This is a genomic window from Leptospiraceae bacterium, assembly GCA_016708435.1.
In the GTDB taxonomy this organism is placed as follows: domain Bacteria; phylum Spirochaetota; class Leptospiria; order Leptospirales; family Leptospiraceae; genus UBA2033.
In genome coordinates this window covers 288,367-306,631 of sequence record JADJFV010000002.1, presented here as the reverse complement: position 1 = coordinate 306,631, position 18,265 = coordinate 288,367, and the positions used below count along the sequence as shown (strand labels likewise).

At 35.8% G+C, this 18,265-nt stretch carries 15 protein-coding genes; 3 read left to right on the top strand and 12 right to left on the bottom strand.

Going from position 1 to position 18,265, the window contains the following annotated elements:
• Positions 1-35: 35 nt before the first annotated feature.
• From IPH52_06825 to IPH52_06790, 8 genes are all read right to left on the bottom strand, one after another.
• On the bottom strand, positions 36-2,834 hold the full coding sequence (locus tag IPH52_06825) for a hypothetical protein (GenBank protein MBK7054756.1): 2,799 nt from the start codon (positions 2,832-2,834) through the stop codon (positions 36-38).
• 192 nt (positions 2,835-3,026) lie between these two features.
• Complete coding sequence (gene pyk / locus IPH52_06820) at positions 3,027-4,451, bottom strand: pyruvate kinase (protein MBK7054755.1); 1,425 nt, start codon at positions 4,449-4,451, stop codon at positions 3,027-3,029.
• On the bottom strand, positions 4,451-6,394 hold the full coding sequence (locus IPH52_06815) for a hypothetical protein (protein MBK7054754.1): 1,944 nt from the start codon (positions 6,392-6,394) through the stop codon (positions 4,451-4,453). The genes pyk and IPH52_06815 overlap by 1 nt, the downstream gene beginning before the upstream one ends.
• Before the next feature lies 1 nt (position 6,395).
• On the bottom strand, positions 6,396-7,451 hold the full coding sequence (gene asd / locus IPH52_06810) for an aspartate-semialdehyde dehydrogenase (protein MBK7054753.1): 1,056 nt from the start codon (positions 7,449-7,451) through the stop codon (positions 6,396-6,398).
• 256 nt (positions 7,452-7,707) lie between these two features.
• Positions 7,708-8,559, bottom strand: a complete 852-nt coding sequence (locus IPH52_06805) for a transglycosylase domain-containing protein (protein ID MBK7054752.1) — start codon at positions 8,557-8,559, stop codon at positions 7,708-7,710.
• Positions 8,531-10,069, bottom strand: coding sequence for a hypothetical protein (locus IPH52_06800; protein MBK7054751.1), 1,539 nt, complete (start codon positions 10,067-10,069; stop codon positions 8,531-8,533). Before IPH52_06800 ends, IPH52_06805 begins: the two co-directional genes overlap by 29 nt.
• Positions 10,070-10,300: 231 nt before the next feature.
• A complete protein-coding gene (locus IPH52_06795) occupies positions 10,301-11,842 on the bottom strand; it encodes an MBOAT family protein (GenBank protein MBK7054750.1) in 1,542 nt (513 codons plus the stop codon).
• 61 nt (positions 11,843-11,903) lie between these two features.
• Positions 11,904-12,119 carry a hypothetical protein gene (locus IPH52_06790; protein ID MBK7054749.1) on the bottom strand — a complete coding sequence of 72 codons (216 nt, stop codon included), beginning with the start codon at positions 12,117-12,119 and terminating at the stop codon, positions 11,904-11,906.
• Between the two features lie 422 nt (positions 12,120-12,541).
• Between IPH52_06790 and IPH52_06785 the strand changes: the two genes are divergently transcribed.
• Entirely contained in the window at positions 12,542-13,177 is a 636-nt protein-coding gene (locus IPH52_06785) for a 3'-5' exonuclease (protein ID MBK7054748.1), read from the top strand.
• Here IPH52_06785 and IPH52_06780 read toward each other — a convergent pair.
• From IPH52_06780 to IPH52_06765, 4 genes are all read right to left on the bottom strand, one after another.
• Positions 13,174-13,479, bottom strand: a complete 306-nt coding sequence (locus IPH52_06780; GenBank protein ID MBK7054747.1) for a hypothetical protein — start codon at positions 13,477-13,479, stop codon at positions 13,174-13,176. The two genes, IPH52_06785 and IPH52_06780, sit on opposite strands and share 4 nt — an antisense overlap.
• 4 nt (positions 13,480-13,483) lie before the next feature.
• A complete protein-coding gene (locus IPH52_06775) occupies positions 13,484-14,500 on the bottom strand; it encodes a hypothetical protein (protein MBK7054746.1) in 1,017 nt (338 codons plus the stop codon).
• Between the two features lie 89 nt (positions 14,501-14,589).
• On the bottom strand, positions 14,590-15,081 hold the full coding sequence (locus IPH52_06770; GenBank protein ID MBK7054745.1) for a hypothetical protein: 492 nt from the start codon (positions 15,079-15,081) through the stop codon (positions 14,590-14,592).
• Position 15,082: 1 nt separating this feature from the next.
• Positions 15,083-16,405 carry a hypothetical protein gene (locus tag IPH52_06765; protein MBK7054744.1) on the bottom strand — a complete coding sequence of 441 codons (1,323 nt, stop codon included), beginning with the start codon at positions 16,403-16,405 and terminating at the stop codon, positions 15,083-15,085.
• Between the two features lie 190 nt (positions 16,406-16,595).
• Between IPH52_06765 and IPH52_06760 the strand changes: the two genes are divergently transcribed.
• The gene (locus IPH52_06760) at positions 16,596-17,345 is read left to right on the top strand and encodes a ParA family protein (protein ID MBK7054743.1); all 750 of its coding nucleotides are present in this window, start codon (positions 16,596-16,598) and stop codon (positions 17,343-17,345) included.
• The gene (locus IPH52_06755) at positions 17,329-18,135 is read left to right on the top strand and encodes a ParB/RepB/Spo0J family partition protein (protein ID MBK7054742.1); all 807 of its coding nucleotides are present in this window, start codon (positions 17,329-17,331) and stop codon (positions 18,133-18,135) included. The genes IPH52_06760 and IPH52_06755 overlap by 17 nt, the downstream gene beginning before the upstream one ends.
• The last annotated feature ends 130 nt before the right edge of the window (positions 18,136-18,265 follow it).

Sequence of the window (18,265 nt, the reverse complement as noted above, 5' to 3'; positions counted from 1 at the left end):
AAAGCAGCGAGTTGTCAACTAGAAAACATCGGAGTTTAAAACTGGAAATAAATAAACGGCTTCACTTCCGCACGATGTAAGTAGTAAGCAAATAAAATAGAAAGACAAGCAAAAAATCCCTGTATAACGACAGGCGACTTATACCAGACTAGTCGCAAGTATCCGATTAGCTTTGCATGGAATAATTCATACAAATAATACAAAACCAAAAAGCAAACAATCCAAGTCTCTAAATTATTCGTATGATAACTGAGTCCGGAAAGATTTTGCAAAATGCGGCTAAAGGTAAGCCAGCTATCACTTCTAAATATAATCCAACCGAATAGCACTAAATGCAAAGTAACCGCACGTAGAAAAAGATTTTCTTTTTTATGAATGCCTGTAACTCGTTCAATGACCAATAGGGCACCATGATAAATTCCCCAGATAAAAAAAGGAATTCCCGCTCCATGCCAGATACCGCAGAGAATAAATGTGAATAGTAAATTTCGATAGACTGCATTTTTATTTCCACCTAGCGGTATATAGAGATAATCCCTGAACCAACTTCCAAGAGAAATATGCCATCGTCTCCAAAAATCCGTAATGGAATAAGATGTATATGGTCGATTAAAATTGAGAGTCAAGTGATAGCCCAATATCTTTGCAGATCCAATGGCTATATCGGAGTAACCGGAGAAATCAAAATAGATTTGCACTCCGTAAGCATAAAGACCTGCGAGTATTTCAAGAGAGCTATACATATCAGGATTTGCGTAAACTCCATCGACAATTCCAAAAGCCATACGATCTGCTAGAATCTTCTTTATCACACCAACAAGAATTTGAAATACTCCACTTGAAAAATTGATATACTTTAATTTAAAATGCTCTCCTCTGCTTTTGAGACCGGGTAAAAACTCTGTTGCCCGCACAATCGGACCTGCAACTAACTGCGGAAAAAAAGCAACATACTCAGCAAAACGAACGAGCCTTGTTTCTGGAATTAATTTTTTTCGCCAAATGTCAATTGTGTAAGAGAGAGTTTGAAAAGTATAAAAGGAAATTCCAACAGGAAGAATTAAATGCAAAAGTGGTATTTGAATTGGACTTCCATTGACCAAAATTCCATTGAAGAGGCTAATGGCAAAATCATAGTATTTAAAAAAGAACAAGATAGATAAATTGGAAGTAAGCGACAAGACCAAGTAAAATGTTCCTCTGCTCCCCGACTGCTGCTTTTTATAAATCTGCAATCCACAAAAGTAATCAATGATTGTAGAAATTAAAATAATGCCGAGCGCGTAAAAATTCCATGTTGCATAAAAATAAAAAGACACAATGGCAAGAAAACCAATTTTCCATTCCGGGTAACGTGTTAGAAAGGCAGATGTAATCCAAACAAATAAAAAGAAATAAAAATAAGCCTTAGATACAAAATTGACTTCTTTGTTTTTTTCTTTTTTTAATTTTTCTAAGTCTAGCCTACGAGTCTCTTCTACTACTCCATTGAACTTTTTATAATGCGTAAAGAAATCAGAGTAAAACACTTCTGCAAAGAACTCTCCGCCTTTTCGCGTCAAATGCGTCTTATCCGGTTGCATAAATCCATTCTCAGATAAAATATCATTCTGCCCAGCGCCGCCGAGAGCCGTAAAGCTATCAAAAAATGCAATCTTGTATTTCTCGGCTACTTCTTTTTGGGTATCTCGTATCAAGAGAATTTCCGGCATTGTTCGCATTTCGCCTTTTTCATTTCTAGAAATTCTTTCAATCGGAGAGAGTAAGAGTAGATTAGCCTCCGGCAATATTTTTTTAAAACGAATAATTACATCTTCTAGATTCTGACGATAACTTTCAGGAGTTATATACGCCTTACGCGCTAGATTTTCTGATTCATTTACTCCAAACTGAAACACCACTAAGTCCGGCTTATAGTGAGTAAACCCGCATGCTAGACTTTTTTCTTCAATTAAAAGTAAGTCTCCTACTTCTATGCCCTGTCTGGAAACAGTCGAATACGCAAGCCCGGAATCTGTTTCAAAGTTAATGGCATCAAATACAGTTTGCGAAGGAGAAATAGGGCTGATTTCTAATTGAAGAAGAGAAGAATCTTCTAATTTAAAATGAACCCGATTGCAGATATCCGCGTTTGTTTGTGTTATTCTAGTTTCGTCGAGTGGTTGTAAAACTTTATCTTTTATAGTTTGATAGTTTGCTTTTACAGTGAGTGGACTTCCTGCCTGCGAACTACGATAGAAAAGCTCAGCTTTTGTCCATCCGACCTTTGTTCCATCCATTTCATGCTTCATCGTGACTCTTGGATAATTTGGAATAGCCGCTTCTCCTAAGAATCCAATTTGTGGATTAATGAATTGTCTATGGTCTAAATTTTTCCATGTAAACTGAGTTTCATCCGTGAGGTTTTTATGAAGTAAAACTTTTCTAGATGGTTGATTCGTAATAGGAACGAGTCCCCTTCCTCCATCACCGAAGTCTTTTTGGAATTTTTCTTTTATACCAGATGTAATCATATCCGACCAGAGCATTGAATCTCCATAATGCAAAACTCGAACAACTTGTTTTTTATTCTTCTCTAGCTCAGAAAGTTTCTGTAGAAACGAAAGCAAATACTCATAATTATCCCCTGCATAGAGGTTTGTTTTTACTTTTACTTCTTCTTTTTTGGGCTCTTCTTTAAATAGATTTTTTATAGTATAATAAGAATCAGGAATGTATTCTTGAAAAGAAGGGAAATATTTCTGTGAGGAATCGAGCACTTCTTCTTGGATAAAGGAAAAAATTCCAAATGTTAGAATAAAGACAAGAAAGAATTGAAGAATCTTTTTTAGCACGGCAGTTAATTCTAATTTTTAAAACCTAATATAAATTCATGTTTATTTCTAGCGATAGCGATTGAACGGGGTCATGTTTTTTTATCTTTTTGAAAAAACATGACCGGAGTGAAAGCGCGGTCGTTTGCAAATGTAGGTGACGCATATATGCGCATCACCTACATTTGCAAACGAATCGCCCGAACAATTAATTCATTTCACTTCCCTAACCTGAATCGTTTCCACGCGATCTTCGCCTGCAATAATATCCGAGAGGATAACGACCTGTTGCCCAACGCCAATCATATTATTTTTTTTGAGAGTCTCAATGGCGAGTGCAATTGTTTTTTCGGGGTCACTCGAAAAATCTACTCTGTAAGGAAGTATACCGCGATTGAGCCAGAGCTTGCGACGAACAGATGTCATATTTGTAAATGCGTGAATGATTGGAAACTCAGGATGATAGGCAGCAATATTATTTGCAGTTGTTCCTCTGCGGGTAATAACGATTACTGCATTGCACTTAAGAGAGTCAGCGAGAAGAGCAGCCGACTTTGCAAGTTCTTCTTTTTTATTCTTAGGTTTTTTTTGTAATACATAACCCACTCCGCCACCGGAAGATTCAATACGCATTGCAATCTTATGAAGCATCTCTACACAACGAACCGGAAATTTTCCAGAAGCAGTTTCACCGGATAACATAATAGCATCCGCTTCTTCAAATACAGCATTTGCTACGTCGGTAACTTCTGCGCGAGTTGGAAATGGATTTTGGATCATACTTTCTAGTAAGTGAGTTGCGACTATTACACGTTTGCCTTGCACAGCACATTCTTTGATAATTTTTCGTTGAATGATTGGAAGCTCTTCTAGCTCTACCTCTACTCCCAAATCTCCACGGGCAACCATAACTCCATCTGACACAGCGATAATTTCTTTATAATTCTTAACTGCTTCTGCGTCTTCTATTTTCGCAACGATTTGTGCGTGAGCGTTGTTTTCCTCGATGATTTTTCTGAGTTGTAAAATATCTTCGTGACTTCTAACAAATGAAAGTGCGATAAAATCAATATCTTGCTCAAGACCAAATAAAATATCTTTTAAATCTTTCTGTGTAATAGAGGGGATATTCACCTTTATCCCCGGTAGATTGATATGTTTGCGGCTACCGAGTTTGCCCCCATCGAGGACTCTACAGACTAATTCTTTTTCTTTTTTTTCTAGCACGACTAAGTTGATTAATCCATTGTCTACTGTGACTTTGTCGCCAATTTTTAAATCATCAATTATATCAGTGTAGTTTACAAATACAGATTTTTCTTCAGATTCCTGTCCTGGAATCACATGGAATGTAAATATCTCTCCAACCTTTAAATCAAGCTCCGTATGAACTTCGCCTGTGCGAATTTCAGGTCCTTGCGTATCAATCATGATAGCAATTGGATATTTTAAATCTTTGTTTAACTTTTTGATTTTCTGAATTAAATCGCCATGAAATTTATGATCACCGTGAGACATGTTAAGCCTTGCGATGTTCATTCCTGCATCCGCTAGCTTTCGGATCATATTAATGTCCGAAGTAGCAGGTCCTAATGTGCAAATGATTTTGGTTTTTCTAAATTTTTCGATATTCTGCATTATATCCTAGGTAATACTCTTTCTAAAAACTCTTCCATAAAAGTATACAAATCAAATTTATCTTGATCAGGAGCAGGAGCCCTTCTCTCTGTATCAGATTCACGTTTCGCAATTTCCAATAATCGCTTTCCATGTCGTTTGAGATAATGACGCGATACAAGGATAGGCCATTTATATTTATTAGTTTTTGATTTTATTTGGAAAGATAATATTTCCTTTTGAGAATGCTTTTTCATAAACATCACGAACTGGTCTTCTGACATTCCAGTTTTGACGTTCTGCATAACATATTCTCGATCAGGATAAAGCTTCGCATCCCAAGCAATATCTAGTGCAGTAACGATTGCCTGTAAAACATCTTTAACTTGTTTTTCTTCTTCTGGCGAAAGCTTTTTATCTGGCTCACTGTCTTTTGCATCGGCTGCAGGTAAGCCTTGCTCAATTTCTTCAATTTGTTTCATTCGCTCTTCAACAAGCTTTGATTTTTCTTTTGCAATTTGTTTTGCTTTGGCTTCGTTTATTCGCTTTTTCTGTTCCATTTCTTTTTGGCGACGAATCTGTTCAGCTTCAGCTTTCGTAACATAGATATTTCCCATGAGGGTGCGCCACATTCTAGTCAGGAATGGCAGGTATTTAAAAAGACTTTCCATCTCCGCTGCATAGAAATCTTTTTTTATATTCTCATCAATACTCGTGTGTATATTCATACGAGAAAGAATGCGTATGTCTGTATCATTGCCTGTGCTTTGAAATATTTTCTTAGCTAAATCAGCCGCGAGGTTAACAGCGGATTTGTGCAACAAGAATTCAAACAAACTACTGCCATCATCATACTCACAATAGAGTATATTTTCATTGGCAATAATTGCCGGCAATACATCTTTAGGAATTGGCTCTCCATTCAATCGAATAGTTGCAATGTCTACGAGCTTACCGGCATTCTCCACTAACTTAACTACTTCTATGATTCTATCCTTTTGCTCTTTCTTCTTAATCTCTTCCCTGTAATTTTCATAGAAGGCACCTAGGATGATTAGCTCTTCGACCATGTATTTTTGGTCTCCATAAGAATCATCCATATAGGTTAGAACTTTTGTAGCTAGTGAGGCAAAGTCTGAGTATTCTTCGTCAGAGACTCCACCTATCACTCCAATCTTTTGTAAAGAAGGAATAATAAATTTCTTGAGATAGTTTACGTAAATTTCAATTCTTTCAATGATTTCATCTTTACTATTGTAAAGGAAAATGGATTTATTCGCTGACTTAAGTGCTTTTTCATTTCGAAAGAATAAAAGTATTTTATCGTCCACCAACTTTTTTAATACAGGCTTCAAGTGGGTATTCACTGTTATCTCTTTCAATTGCTTGCTAGAATCGTAGGGACAATTAAATAAATTCCCAACATCATACGATGCATAGGTATCACTTAATTTATTTGCATTGATACGTGTAAACACGTAATCTTTAAATTTATCTCCATGCCAAGGATTACGCACCTCAGCAATTGCCCGTTTTATGGCAGCAACGCTTCTTTCGTTGCAGCCATTGATATAACGCTGCGAAGAACCAGCATCTAACGTAGAAGGTCTTGCAAAAACAGTGTTTCTTCTAAGTCCTGTTGTTAAATTTTCTGATTTTCGAATATCACTTAATTCAAACTCTACAGTTGTAATTTTCTTTATGATAGGTGGGTTAGCTTTAAAACAAAGTTCATTGATAAAAAAATCCACTTTGTCTTTTTCGATACTAATGTCCCTAGTCAACTGCTCAGCGTTGGGCAGTATCTTATTGGCTAAAAACTTTTCCGTCCACTCGCTGATAGTCGTAAAGAAACGATAGATTCCCTTGTATTGGAAATCCCCACGTGACTCCATCCCTTGAACGCTTTGCGCCGCGGGATTATAGTCAACTACTCTAAAGAATTGTGAATTTTGTTCTGACAATTTATTTTACTCTCAAGTAACCTTTTTTGTAAACTAATTCCGCATTTAATATCGCAGCACCAGCCGCTCCGCGAATTGTGTTGTGACTCAATACAACATATTTAAAATCAAAAAGTGGATCTGGTCGTAAACGTCCAACAGTAGTAGTCATTCCATTTCCATTCATTAAATCTAATCTTGGTTGTGGACGATCTATTTCATCCCGATAATCAATCACTTGAAGAGGAGCAGATGGAAGTTTTAATTTTTGAGGCTCACTAGAAAACTCTGCCCATAGTTTTTTAATTTTTTCCACTGTGGTTTTTTTCTTTAGCTTAACTGAAACACAAACAGTATGTCCATCCACAACAGGAACACGATTGCAATGAGCGGATATCTTAAAGTTAGCCGGAACAATTTTCCCACCACTTACTTTGCCTAAACATTTTTGTGGTTCCATTTCTACTTTCTCTTCTTCGCCACCAATATGAGGAACAACGTTTCCTAAAATATCAAGAGATGGAACTCCAGGATAGCCTGCTCCCGAAATCGCTTGCATGGAAACTAAAAATACAGATTCAATTCCATAAGCATCAAAGAGTGGCTTGAGGGTAATGGTAACACCCATGATTGTGCAATTGGAATTTGTAATAATTTTGCCTTTTGTTTTTTGTGCTTCTAAAACTTTTAGTTGCTCAGAATTTACTTCAGCAGAAAGAATAGGAACATCTTTATCTGTTCTATGATTTTTAGAATTCGAAATTACCATCACACCGGCTTTCGCATACTCAGTTTCTACCTCTCCGGCAACATCACTGTCTAAGCCAGAAAAAACTAAATCTACTCCGGGAGTCTCTTTGGGTGTGCAGCGAGTAATTTTCATATTAGCCGCATAATCAGGAATTTTGGAAGAAACCTTCCATCTAGACTTCATAACGTCTTTATATAGATTACCGGCACTCTTATCCGACGCGCCTAACGCAACTACTTCAAAGTATTCATGACCTTCTAATAACTGAATAAATCTTTGTCCTACCGAGCCAGTTGCTCCTAGAACTCCAACCTTAACTTTACCCATTTTTTACCACCTTAGTGATAGATTTTTTTAAATGGCTAAACAATAAAGCAATAATTTTTTTATGAGTGTATGTATTCATTACTTTAAATCCAAATCGTTTTTTATTGGCGGAAATCAGCTTACTTATATATAACGTTATACATAAAACCAACATTCGAGCGACATAGAAGCCACATAGAAGCCGAATTCGGCTTCTATGTGGCTTCTATGTCGCTTCTACATTAGTTAAAGAGTATAGGTAATCAAAAGACAAATACTACTCTTCTTCGACCTCTTCAATAATTTCTTCTTTCTCTTTTTCCTTTTCCTTCTTTACTGCAGCAGGAGCTAAGCCAGAATAAATTCGTTGAAATCGTCTTTGAAATGCGACAGGCGTATGACCGCTTCGATAACCATTGCTAAAATGAACAGGTCTAGGTAAAAAAGTTGCAAGCGTTGCACACTCCCGAATGTTCAATCGAGAAGCATCTTTTTTAAAATAGAAATTCGAAGCAGCTTGTAGTCCATAAACGCGAGGTCCAAATTCAACTACATTCAAATACCAAGTGAGCTGTTGATCTTTTGAAAAAAGGAGATTAAATAAAATAGCACCGAGCGCTTCGCGAACTTTTCGGATGTAAGTTTTCTTTCGATTTAAAAAAGCATTTTTGATAAACTGCTGACTGATTGTGCTAGCTCCGGAAATAATTCTTCCTTGCTTGCGATTGTATTCTAAACTAGAACGAATGCTTTCAATGGAAATTCCACTGTGATTAAAAAACTCACTGTCTTCTGCAATCACAATTGCTTTTTTACAAGCAGAAGGAATTCGGTCAGTGCTAACCCATTCACCTCCGACGTATTGAATAAGCGGTCCTGTGATTCGAGTGTATCTATTTTTTCCTGTTTCATCATAAGGAAAGTAAATCAAAACTCCAAAGTATAAAACAGGCACCCAGGGAATAAAAAGCAGAAAAAGAAAAAGGAATATATATAGAAATTTTTTATTCCAAAAAAGTTTCTTTAGAATTCGCATATAGATATTCGGTGTTTTGGAAATGACCGGATTCTGATGACGCGGGGTTCTTGCCTTTTTTATTCTAATCGGTTTTTCTGGAAATTTTTGCAATTGTATCCCCGTATTCTGAATTCATCTTAACCATTCCCGGATAAGTGAAATGGTGAAAATCACTAAAGTCTTGTCCATTTAACTTATGACGAAAATCTACAAAATAAATTTCATCTTTCGAAGCCAAGCGTTCTAGATAGGAAAGATAATCTTGATACCATTTAGAATTTTCATACCATTTTAGAGCAAGCGGATTTTCAGGATTATTAACAAGTAAGACAGGAATCCTTTTTTCTTTCATCGACTCAGTAAATTTCATAAGATATTGTAAATGAATTCCTGGTCGAAAGGTTTCTCTTGTTAGCCGCTCCTTCGCATCTTTGAGTGCATGGATATATCGAATTCCCGGTCTATGTTCAAAATCAGAAAGCAACCTATAAGTAAAATATTCTTCGTATTCTGCATCCGTCATATTGATATATCGAAGATCTTCTGTCCTCTCTTCTCTCACATACTGCATATCTGAAAGAGGTCGGTCTAAGCCAAATGTTTGTTGCAGACGAACACCAACATCATCTCTAGAATGATCGAAGCGATCTTCTTTTGCTAAATAAGGTTTCCATGTTGCCGAGAGTCCGGCAGTGATAAAAGAGTATTGCTTTTGAAATTTGGAATTCAGTTTTATTTTTTTCCAACCAGGCTCAGTGAAAACCAGAACATCTGTTTCCCCTTCGGAACTTAGAGTTAAAGTCAAAGGTCCTTTTTCGATTATCTCCGGGACTATTTGAATCCAAAATCCTTTTTCAAACATATAAGCTTTTGGCAAAAAGGAAAATCGCTTTCCTGTCCAACCGAGTGAATTTACCCTTTCTGGAATTTGCACTCCTCCATAACCATGGTAGCTAGTGTTCCGCCCAAATCGATGATTGTATAAATTGCGTAGGTTTTGAGAATAGATTTCTCGATAGCGATAAAACAAAAATAGATAAGAAGAATAGTAGGTAGCAATTTTTTCTATGGGAAGGATTCTATAAAATTCTTCGACGGCTTTTTCTGGAAATGTAAATTTAGATTGAGGCGCATCTCCAAAATTTAAAGCATCTAACAACAAAGCACGGTCGTCGGCAGTTTCATTTGTTCCCGATGGATTTAAAACATACGCTCGATGCAATCGCAGATCTATAAAATTTAAGGGGAAAAGAATTAGGTCGGGTTTTAAATTTTGAATGTCCTCTCGAACCAAAAAAGCATCCAGTGGAGTCATACCCGCATACGATAAATATTCTACATCGAAATCAATTTGCGTTTTTTCTTTTAAATGGCTCTTTAATAAATCTCTATCAAGCGAATAATAGGCAATGCTACTTCCAATAATTAAAATTCTAGGTTTGAGTTTAGGAACTCTTTCGATTCTTTTCTTTTCGTAAATGAAATTAAAAAAATGATTCGTTCCCCATGGAGATTCATTTGGTAAGCGCCAAATTACAAAGCCAAAGAAAAATTGATCTAACAAAAATAGGGTTGCTAGAAATAATAATATCCGTTTCAGATTTAGAGCCATAAATAAAATTAAGATGAAGCCATTCAAGGTGACACAGGTAATGTTATCAAGTTAAGAATTTTCACTGTCATTTCGAACATTATGTTTCGACCCTTAGGGAGAAACATTGAGTTTGTGAGAAATCTATCTGGCAATAAAACGATAGTATTAAGCAAAATAGACCTCTCACGATTTTCCGGCTTGCGCTTGACCGCGCCCTTCGCCTTCGAATGTTCGAGGTGACAGGAGTAGCCACTTTCCTTAAAAGACAAAATAAATAAAGGGTTTTAATTCACCACTATATAATACAGCTAGGATTGACAAAAAAGCATATATGGGAAACTGCCATTGAGTGCCTTCGCTTTCGAAGAGATTATGAATTTTGTTTGGATAAAAATATCCGAATAAGTGAGCCAGAAAAACAGTAAGACCTATGGTATAAAATTGCAACTCCATTGTGTAATTGGGAGAAATTCCGGATTGCAATTTTAGAATAGAACGAAAAATGGAATAAGCAACGTCAAGATTAGCAGATCGAAAGAATACCCAAAGACAAGTTACCAGACAAAAAGTGAATAGGACATAAAGAACTTTACTGGTAGTCTTTACAAAAGGTCGGACATCCGAAATAAAAGAAGCACTTCTAAATTTGGCAAATACATAACGCTCAATTCCTAAATACGCACCATGCAAACCTCCCCAAATTACAAAATTCCAACTTGCCCCATGCCAGAGTCCACCAAGCAGCATTGTAAGAAATAGATTGCGATAGGTAAAGATTTCTCCATATCGATTTCCTCCCAACGGAATATACAAATAAGACCTTAGCCAGCTCGACAGAGAAATATGCCATCGTCTCCAGAAGTCAGTTAGACTAGAAGCCAAATACGGTAAGTTAAAGTTCTCAGGTAAATGAAATCCCAATAGCAAAGCTACACCACGAGCGATATCTGTGTATCCACTAAAATCTCCATATATTTGGATGGAGTAAGAAATCATTCCCATTAAAACAAATGACCAGGATAGAGTTTCAATTTGCTCATGTCTAGAAAAAACAAAATCGCTAATAACGGAGATATTGTCCGCAAGAACAGACTTCTTGATAAATCCTAAAAGTATAAAATAGAAAGCCTGATTTAAATTTATTTCTCCAAATTTTCTCTTGTATGCGTCCTGAATTTGGGGTAAAAATTCATAAGCAACAACGATTGGTCCTGCAACTAGTTGCGGAAAGAATGCCAGATATAGGGCATATCGCAGGAAGCTTTTCTCCGCAGGCAAGACACGACGATACACATCAATTGTGTAGCTTAGAGACTGGAATGTATAAAAGGAAATTCCAGCCGGCAGAAGAATACTCCAAGTTGGTCGAGAAAATGCAAACCCAAAGAGGTTACTAACTTGACTTACATTATCAGCCAGAAAAAAGAAATATTTATAAAAGCCCAAAATTGATAGATTGATAAATATCGAAACGAAAAGGAGAAATTGTCTTTTCGATTTTGAGTCGGTAGAATGAATTTTTTTTCCAATAGAAAAATCCAAGACAGAAGTAAAGCACAGAAGTCCAAGAAACTTATAATTCCAACTGGCATAAAAAAAGTAACTTCCCGCTAATAAAAAGATTACAAGAGCATCGTTTTTAAGAGAAGAATCGCTATTCTTTGAATCAACTTCGCTACCAGAATTCTCTTTTCGGAAACCAATTTTGTCAGCAATTTTAAAAAGAAGTGGGTAGGCGAACCAACGAAGAGAAAGGAAAAGGAGTAAAAAGAATAAAAATTCAGCAGAGGTAAAGTTCATGAGCCTAAAGTAAGGTGCTTAAAATCAGAAATACCAAATTAAATCAATTAAGTGCTTAATATTAAACAGCAAACTTGCATTTTACACCGCAACTTGGACAAATACAGGAGACTTCCGCCTTGACAGTGCGACCTTTTGACGTCTCTACCTTACCAATTGCCACAAATTCAAAATCCACATCTTCGGCAACGTAATGCCCCTTCCCATACTTGGCAGTTCCCTCGATCATATATATGCACGCATGACAGCGAACCCTAACTTTTAATGTTTCAGCCATTGGATTAAAATAACAAATTGCCCTCATCTCGCAATCTTTTTTTGCAAAAACCCTTACTTATTCTGCCGTTTTGTCATATGGATATCAATGCTATATACCTGTCATTATGTCTTATTGAGTATTTTTATGACTGTCTATTTCTCCTTCCACTTTTATTTGCCAGTATTCGGGCATTCTCTTTGTAATCTGTTATTAAAAGCTTTAAATTATACTCTTGGGACTTTCTTGCATTGCTTCTTTAACTTTAAACAGAACCGGAAAGGGTTTTTCTTGAAAGACTGATCATGGAATTTCTTTATTATATGACATAATTTTGGCAAATAAGGCGCTAAATGCTCGTTTTTAGGTAAAAAACCCTCTATTTTGTCCCTTTCTTTGTTTATTATTCAGGTAAGCATTTTTTAATGTCAGTAGGGGAAGATATGAACCAGATACTTTTACAGAACATGGAATTTACCGCATTGGATATTGAGACGTCAGGACTCAATCCAAATGAAAATGAGATTTTGGAAATTGCCGCAATTCGATTTGATCGAGATAAGATTCTAAATACTTATAATTTTCTCGTAAAACCGTTGAAACCGTTGCAGCAAAATGCACAAATAGTCAATGGAATTACCCCAAAAATGCTTGAAAATGCGAGAAGTTTAAATGATATTTTACCAGAGTTTTTTAAATTTATTAGTGACTCTGCTCTTGTAATTCAAAATTCAGAATTTGATCTTTCTTTTATTCTACCTGAAGCTAAGAAAAGAGGAATTCATATCCCTACTCTTCCCGTTTTTTGCACTCTCAATTTAAGTAGAAAATTATTTCCCGAGCTAAAGAAATTCAATCTAGTAGCGCTCCGTGATTTTTTTAAGATAGAAAAAATGAACACACAAACATCGCGTCATTCTTTTCATGAGGCACTAGACGACTCCTTTGCAGCGATGAAAGTATTTATTAACTGTGTAGATAAAATGAATCATTGGTCAGAAACTGTTGATAAATCCATCTATCATGCCAAAGGCTATAAGACTACAACGGACTATATTCAACAACAATGGCTATTTTAAAGTTCTTTTTTTTTGGATGCCTTCGTCTCGGATATTGACTGAAATCTAGAAGAAATTCCTAATTTTTCATTTCTCTTTACCATATAGATAAAGTGCTTCACGTACATTGTATATGGCTCTGGAATTTCTTTAGGGTCAAATTCCATCGGATTGTCCAAGAGATGATTAACTATTGATAAATTAAGATCATCCTTGCTAGTAAGCATTAAAGTCTCTAATCTTCTGCAAATTTCTTGATCATTCACTTCATTGCTTAAGCTTCTCATAGCTTCTATTAATTTACTAAATGCGGCTTTATTCATATAATTACATTAACCTTCTAGCTCGATACTTCCATTCCCAAATCATAATCTCTTCTTCAATGTTCTTAGCTTGTTCTTGGTATTTTTCAAGTAACGCATAAATCATATAAGCAACATCTTTCGATAACCCCTTTTCTAGTTCAAGTTCAAAATCAGCTTCAGCATGGTTTATTATTAAAACTGCAAGTCTAAAGATTTCATCCAAGACTTTAACCTTGTCTCTATTTGCATTCAGTTCTTCTTTATTGTTCACATTTTTGATCATCACATCCAAGAAGGTCCGAATAAAAATTATATCTTCTCCTTTTAGGTTAAAGTCAAAGAGCAATTGTTTTACTTTGTCTAACTCCAAATTACGAAGATGAATGCGTGCCAAAAACACTGGATTCTCTGAATACATATTTAAATTAGAGCCAGACGAAGCCATATCCGCTGCGCGAGCAATGTCAGCATCCACAACGGGAGTTGCAAATTCGGCCTTAACATCGGCTGCTGCCGTTCCACTTGTAGGAGATTTGTTTTCGTAAGCTACATTAATTTTCTTTTTTAGAATCAAGATATTTACGGTCGGGTAACGGATTTTAAGAGTTACCATATCGTTTTTCAACAGACTTTCGTCAGCAACGATATGATGAAACTCTATCCCCTGCTCTGTTGCATTCATAATATCTTTAACGAAGTTATAGTGAAAAATGATAACAGGAAGAATATCGCTATCACTACCAGAATTGAGGTATATTGTTTTAATATCTCTCGAACCGCCGTGCTGATAAGGGATGACAAGCTTTCCAGATTTAACGTTCACAAAACTCAATTCGCCCAATCTAAAATGGGAAAGGTTAAAGTCATCTCCCAAGAATACCACTCGAGGAACAGGAACAATGATTGAATTATTTTTAGCTCCCTTGGGAACTTCTGGACCCTTGGGTGTAAATACAACATAGGTAAGCTTAGTCAAACGCACTTTGACTAAGAACCCTGCAGGTGTTTTACGCTCTTCGTATTGCTGATCCTCTTCCATTTTTAAAGACTCCAAATATATCCCACGTGTAGGAACGAGTATTTGTAAGCCCTAGAAAATTAAAATAATTTTTTATTATTTTAATTTTCTTAAATCTTCTTTCTTAGTATTAAAATGTTCACAGTAGGGAATCGAATTTTTAAGTTAACCATTTCACTTTTCGGAGATGACTCATCGACTATGATATTTTGAAATTCCAAGCCCATCTCTGCAGCATGAACAATCTCCTTTAATGACTGATATTGATAGGGAATGATTGGCAATACATCGGAATCAGATCCTGTTGGAACAGATATGATTTTTATATCGGGAGCGTCTTCATACTGGTAAGGAATTTGTAGTTTTCCAGATTTGGAATTTACATATGTTAAATCACATAATCGAAAATGCGACAAATTGAAAGATGAGCCTAAGAAGATAATTCTCGGAACTTTAACAATGCTAGAATTGTTTTTCGAATTCCTTGGAACTTCTGTTCCTTTACGCGAAATGACTTCATAAGTCATAGTCGCCCTATGCACCCTTAAAGTGTAGCCGCCAGGTGTTTTTCTCTCTTCCATTGTCTCTTGATTCGAAAGCATATCATAACTCCAATTGTTTCATTTTGTATTGTAAAGATCCCCTTGAGACTCCAAGTGCCTTTGCCATTCGAATTTGATTACCGGAAAAAATCTTATTTGCCAGTAATATTTTCTGTCGCTCTAGCGCTTGAACACTTTTTCTTAAATCAAGATCTTCTTCATTCTGAAAATCTAAGCTTTTTATTTTGGAATTATTAAATTTCAAGTAAAATTCTTTTCTAATAATATTTTCTTTCGATGCAATGACCGCCTGTTCCAAAAGATTTCTCAAATCGCGTAAGTTTTCTTTATAGGGATAGTTAAACAAAAACTCATAAGCATCTTCCGACAAAGTCATGTCTGGTCTACGATTGACTTGCCTTAAATTCTTAAAGAGAAAATCAATTACTGTCTTAAGTTTCTCTTTGTCTAAACTTAATAGGTTCGGAAGCTGAACAGTATGCTGAGTTAGAAGATTCCAGAAAGGTTGGTAATCCTCTTTATGCTTCGTAAGATCATCTAAGAAAATAATTCGTGGCTCTAATACCGGCTCCTTTATGAATTCAAAAAAGACCCTTTGTTGCCCCATAGAAAGATTGGAAATGTTCTCAATGACAAGAATCCCATTTCCCGATAAGGCAATCCAATCTTGGATAGACTTTTCCAGCTTTCCTACCTGATCCGGCAGAGAGTTGAGATGAACTATTTTCCCATGCAAATCCAATTTTTTATAGATATACTTAACGAGAGATTTTTTTCCCGACCCTTGACTTCCTTGTATATTGATGAAACGGTTTGCTTTCAGACTATTCGTAAAGCCAATAGATCCACTCAAAATAAAATCAAACAGTTCGAAGTTTATGTTTTTTTCTTGATTTCCATTAACATAAGGAGCTGGAATAGAAACAAGGTTCAACTTCATTGCATGAAGATTTGCAATCTTGTCCGCAACTAAATCTAGAAAGTTTTTTTGCAATTCATTCACTTCATTCGGAAATTCGATTAGTAGGAAGCCGAACATTTCTCCCTTATAAGCTATTCTAGTTGTCATCGCCAAGGAAGAGATTGGCGAGCTTAAAGAAAACTCCTTAGCCCAAAATAAAACCGGTTCTTCCGAGGAAGTTATAGATTCGAAATTTCCATTCCCTCTTGCTAAAAAAGAATAGTAGAAATCAGATTCATAGCCGCAAGAAGTAAACTCAACGAAAGAATCTGCGCTTTCTTTTAAAACGAGAATGCCACAACTTCCATTTAATATCCGAACCAATCTTTCAAATACAAAGTCAATGTTTTCATAGAAAATGGAAACGTTTTCAGGATTCAGATTTTTTAATATTGAAATCATTGAAAGAGAATTTGTTTATTTTTAAGCAACCTGTCAAGTTACTTTCTGTCGGATGTCCGACATTTTCGGTATTTAACAAATGTCTCAAAACAAACTCCCTTTCACAAAAACGACAATTAATTAAAGCATAAATCATTTTTTCTAATTGAAAAACTGCTATCTATATCAAACCTAGTTAAAACACAAAAGCATGATTACAATTTCGATTACAAATCAAAAAGGCGGAGAAGGAAAGACAACAACTTCAATCAATTTAGCCGAAGGTCTAGCAAGAAGAGGAAAAAAAACCATTCTGCTTGATATGGACCCTCAAAGTAATTCAACAAGTATTTACGTGAGCACGAGCCTAGACCAGAACATGTTTCATATTTTTCACAATAAAGCAAAGCTAAATCAAATTATTCATGAAACCTCAAAACCAAACCTTTTTGTTGCTCCTGCCAGCTCTAGATTGGCAGAAATGGAAGCAGTGAGCGCAAATAACGTGGAAGCACCCTTTATCCTCCGAGATGCAATGGAAGACTTAGATGGATTTGACTTCTGCATTATAGATTGTCCTCCAAGCCTATCCATTTTCACTATAAACGCATTAGTTGCCTCGAACTTCGTGCTTATCCCGCTGCAAGCCGAGAAGTTCTCTGTAGACGGAATCGTAGGCTTACAACAAACAATAACAAGCATCAAGAAAAGAATTAATCCACAGCTTGAAATTATTGGAGCCTTAATCACTCAATTAAAACCGCATACACTACTCACGAAAACAATCATCCCAATTCTAACAAAGTATTTCAAAGTCTTTGATCAAAGTATTTCAGATGGCGTTGCTATTGGAGAAAGTCATTTGGCCAAATGCTCGATATATGATTACAATAAAAAATGCAGACAATCGAAAGAATACGAAGAGTTTGTAGAGGAATTTTTGAATGAGCTTAAAAAGTAAAAGATTAGGCTCGTTAGCTGATATTTTTCAGTCCGAGGTATTAGAAGGGACAATTCGCAAGATTAAACTTTCCAAGATATTGCCCTCTGAGAGACAACCGAGAGGAGACAGGAAGAAGAGCGTAGAAGAATTGGCAAATAGCATCATGACAGATGGGCTTCTTCAACCAATAGTAGTTACAAAAGCAGAGCAAGAGGAAACCTACAAAATAATTGCGGGCGAACGGAGATTTCATGCTGTAAGTCAACTAGGTTGGAGCGAAGTAGAATGTAAAATATTAAACAAACCAGAAAAGGAAGTCTATAAGCTCGCCGTAATTGAAAATCTTCAAAGAGAAAATCTTTCCGCCTACGATGAAGCTGACGCAATGAAAATCCTAAAAGCTGAATACGGATACACAGATAATGAAATTGGCTCAATTTTTGGAAAAAGTAGAAATTATATAACGGAGATTTTAAGCATTTCAGTTTTAGGGAAAAAAGAACTTGAGCTTTGCAGAGAAGTTGGCATTGACAACAAAAACTTACTGGTTCAGGCTGCGCAATCTCATAAAAAAGGAGATTTTCAAAATTTTATACAAAGCTATAAAAATGGCTCGCTTAAGACAATAAAAGAAGCAAAAGAGTTCAATAAAAAAGGTAATGCCCAAAGTAGCATCAAAACACAACAGTCAGCAAAATGCACCATAGAAAAGCTAGATAATAAAATCATTATTATGAGTAGTGATACAAAATTACTTCTACAAATCGAGAGTAAACTCAAAAAGTCTCTCGCAAAATTTCTTTCATAAGCAAGCTTTCTCACACCATATCTCACTATACAAACAACAACCAGCTAAAAAGAAGTACACAAATTTATTTTCTTGTACTTGACTTTGAAAAATAGTACACATAATGTGACATAACAAATATTTAGTACAA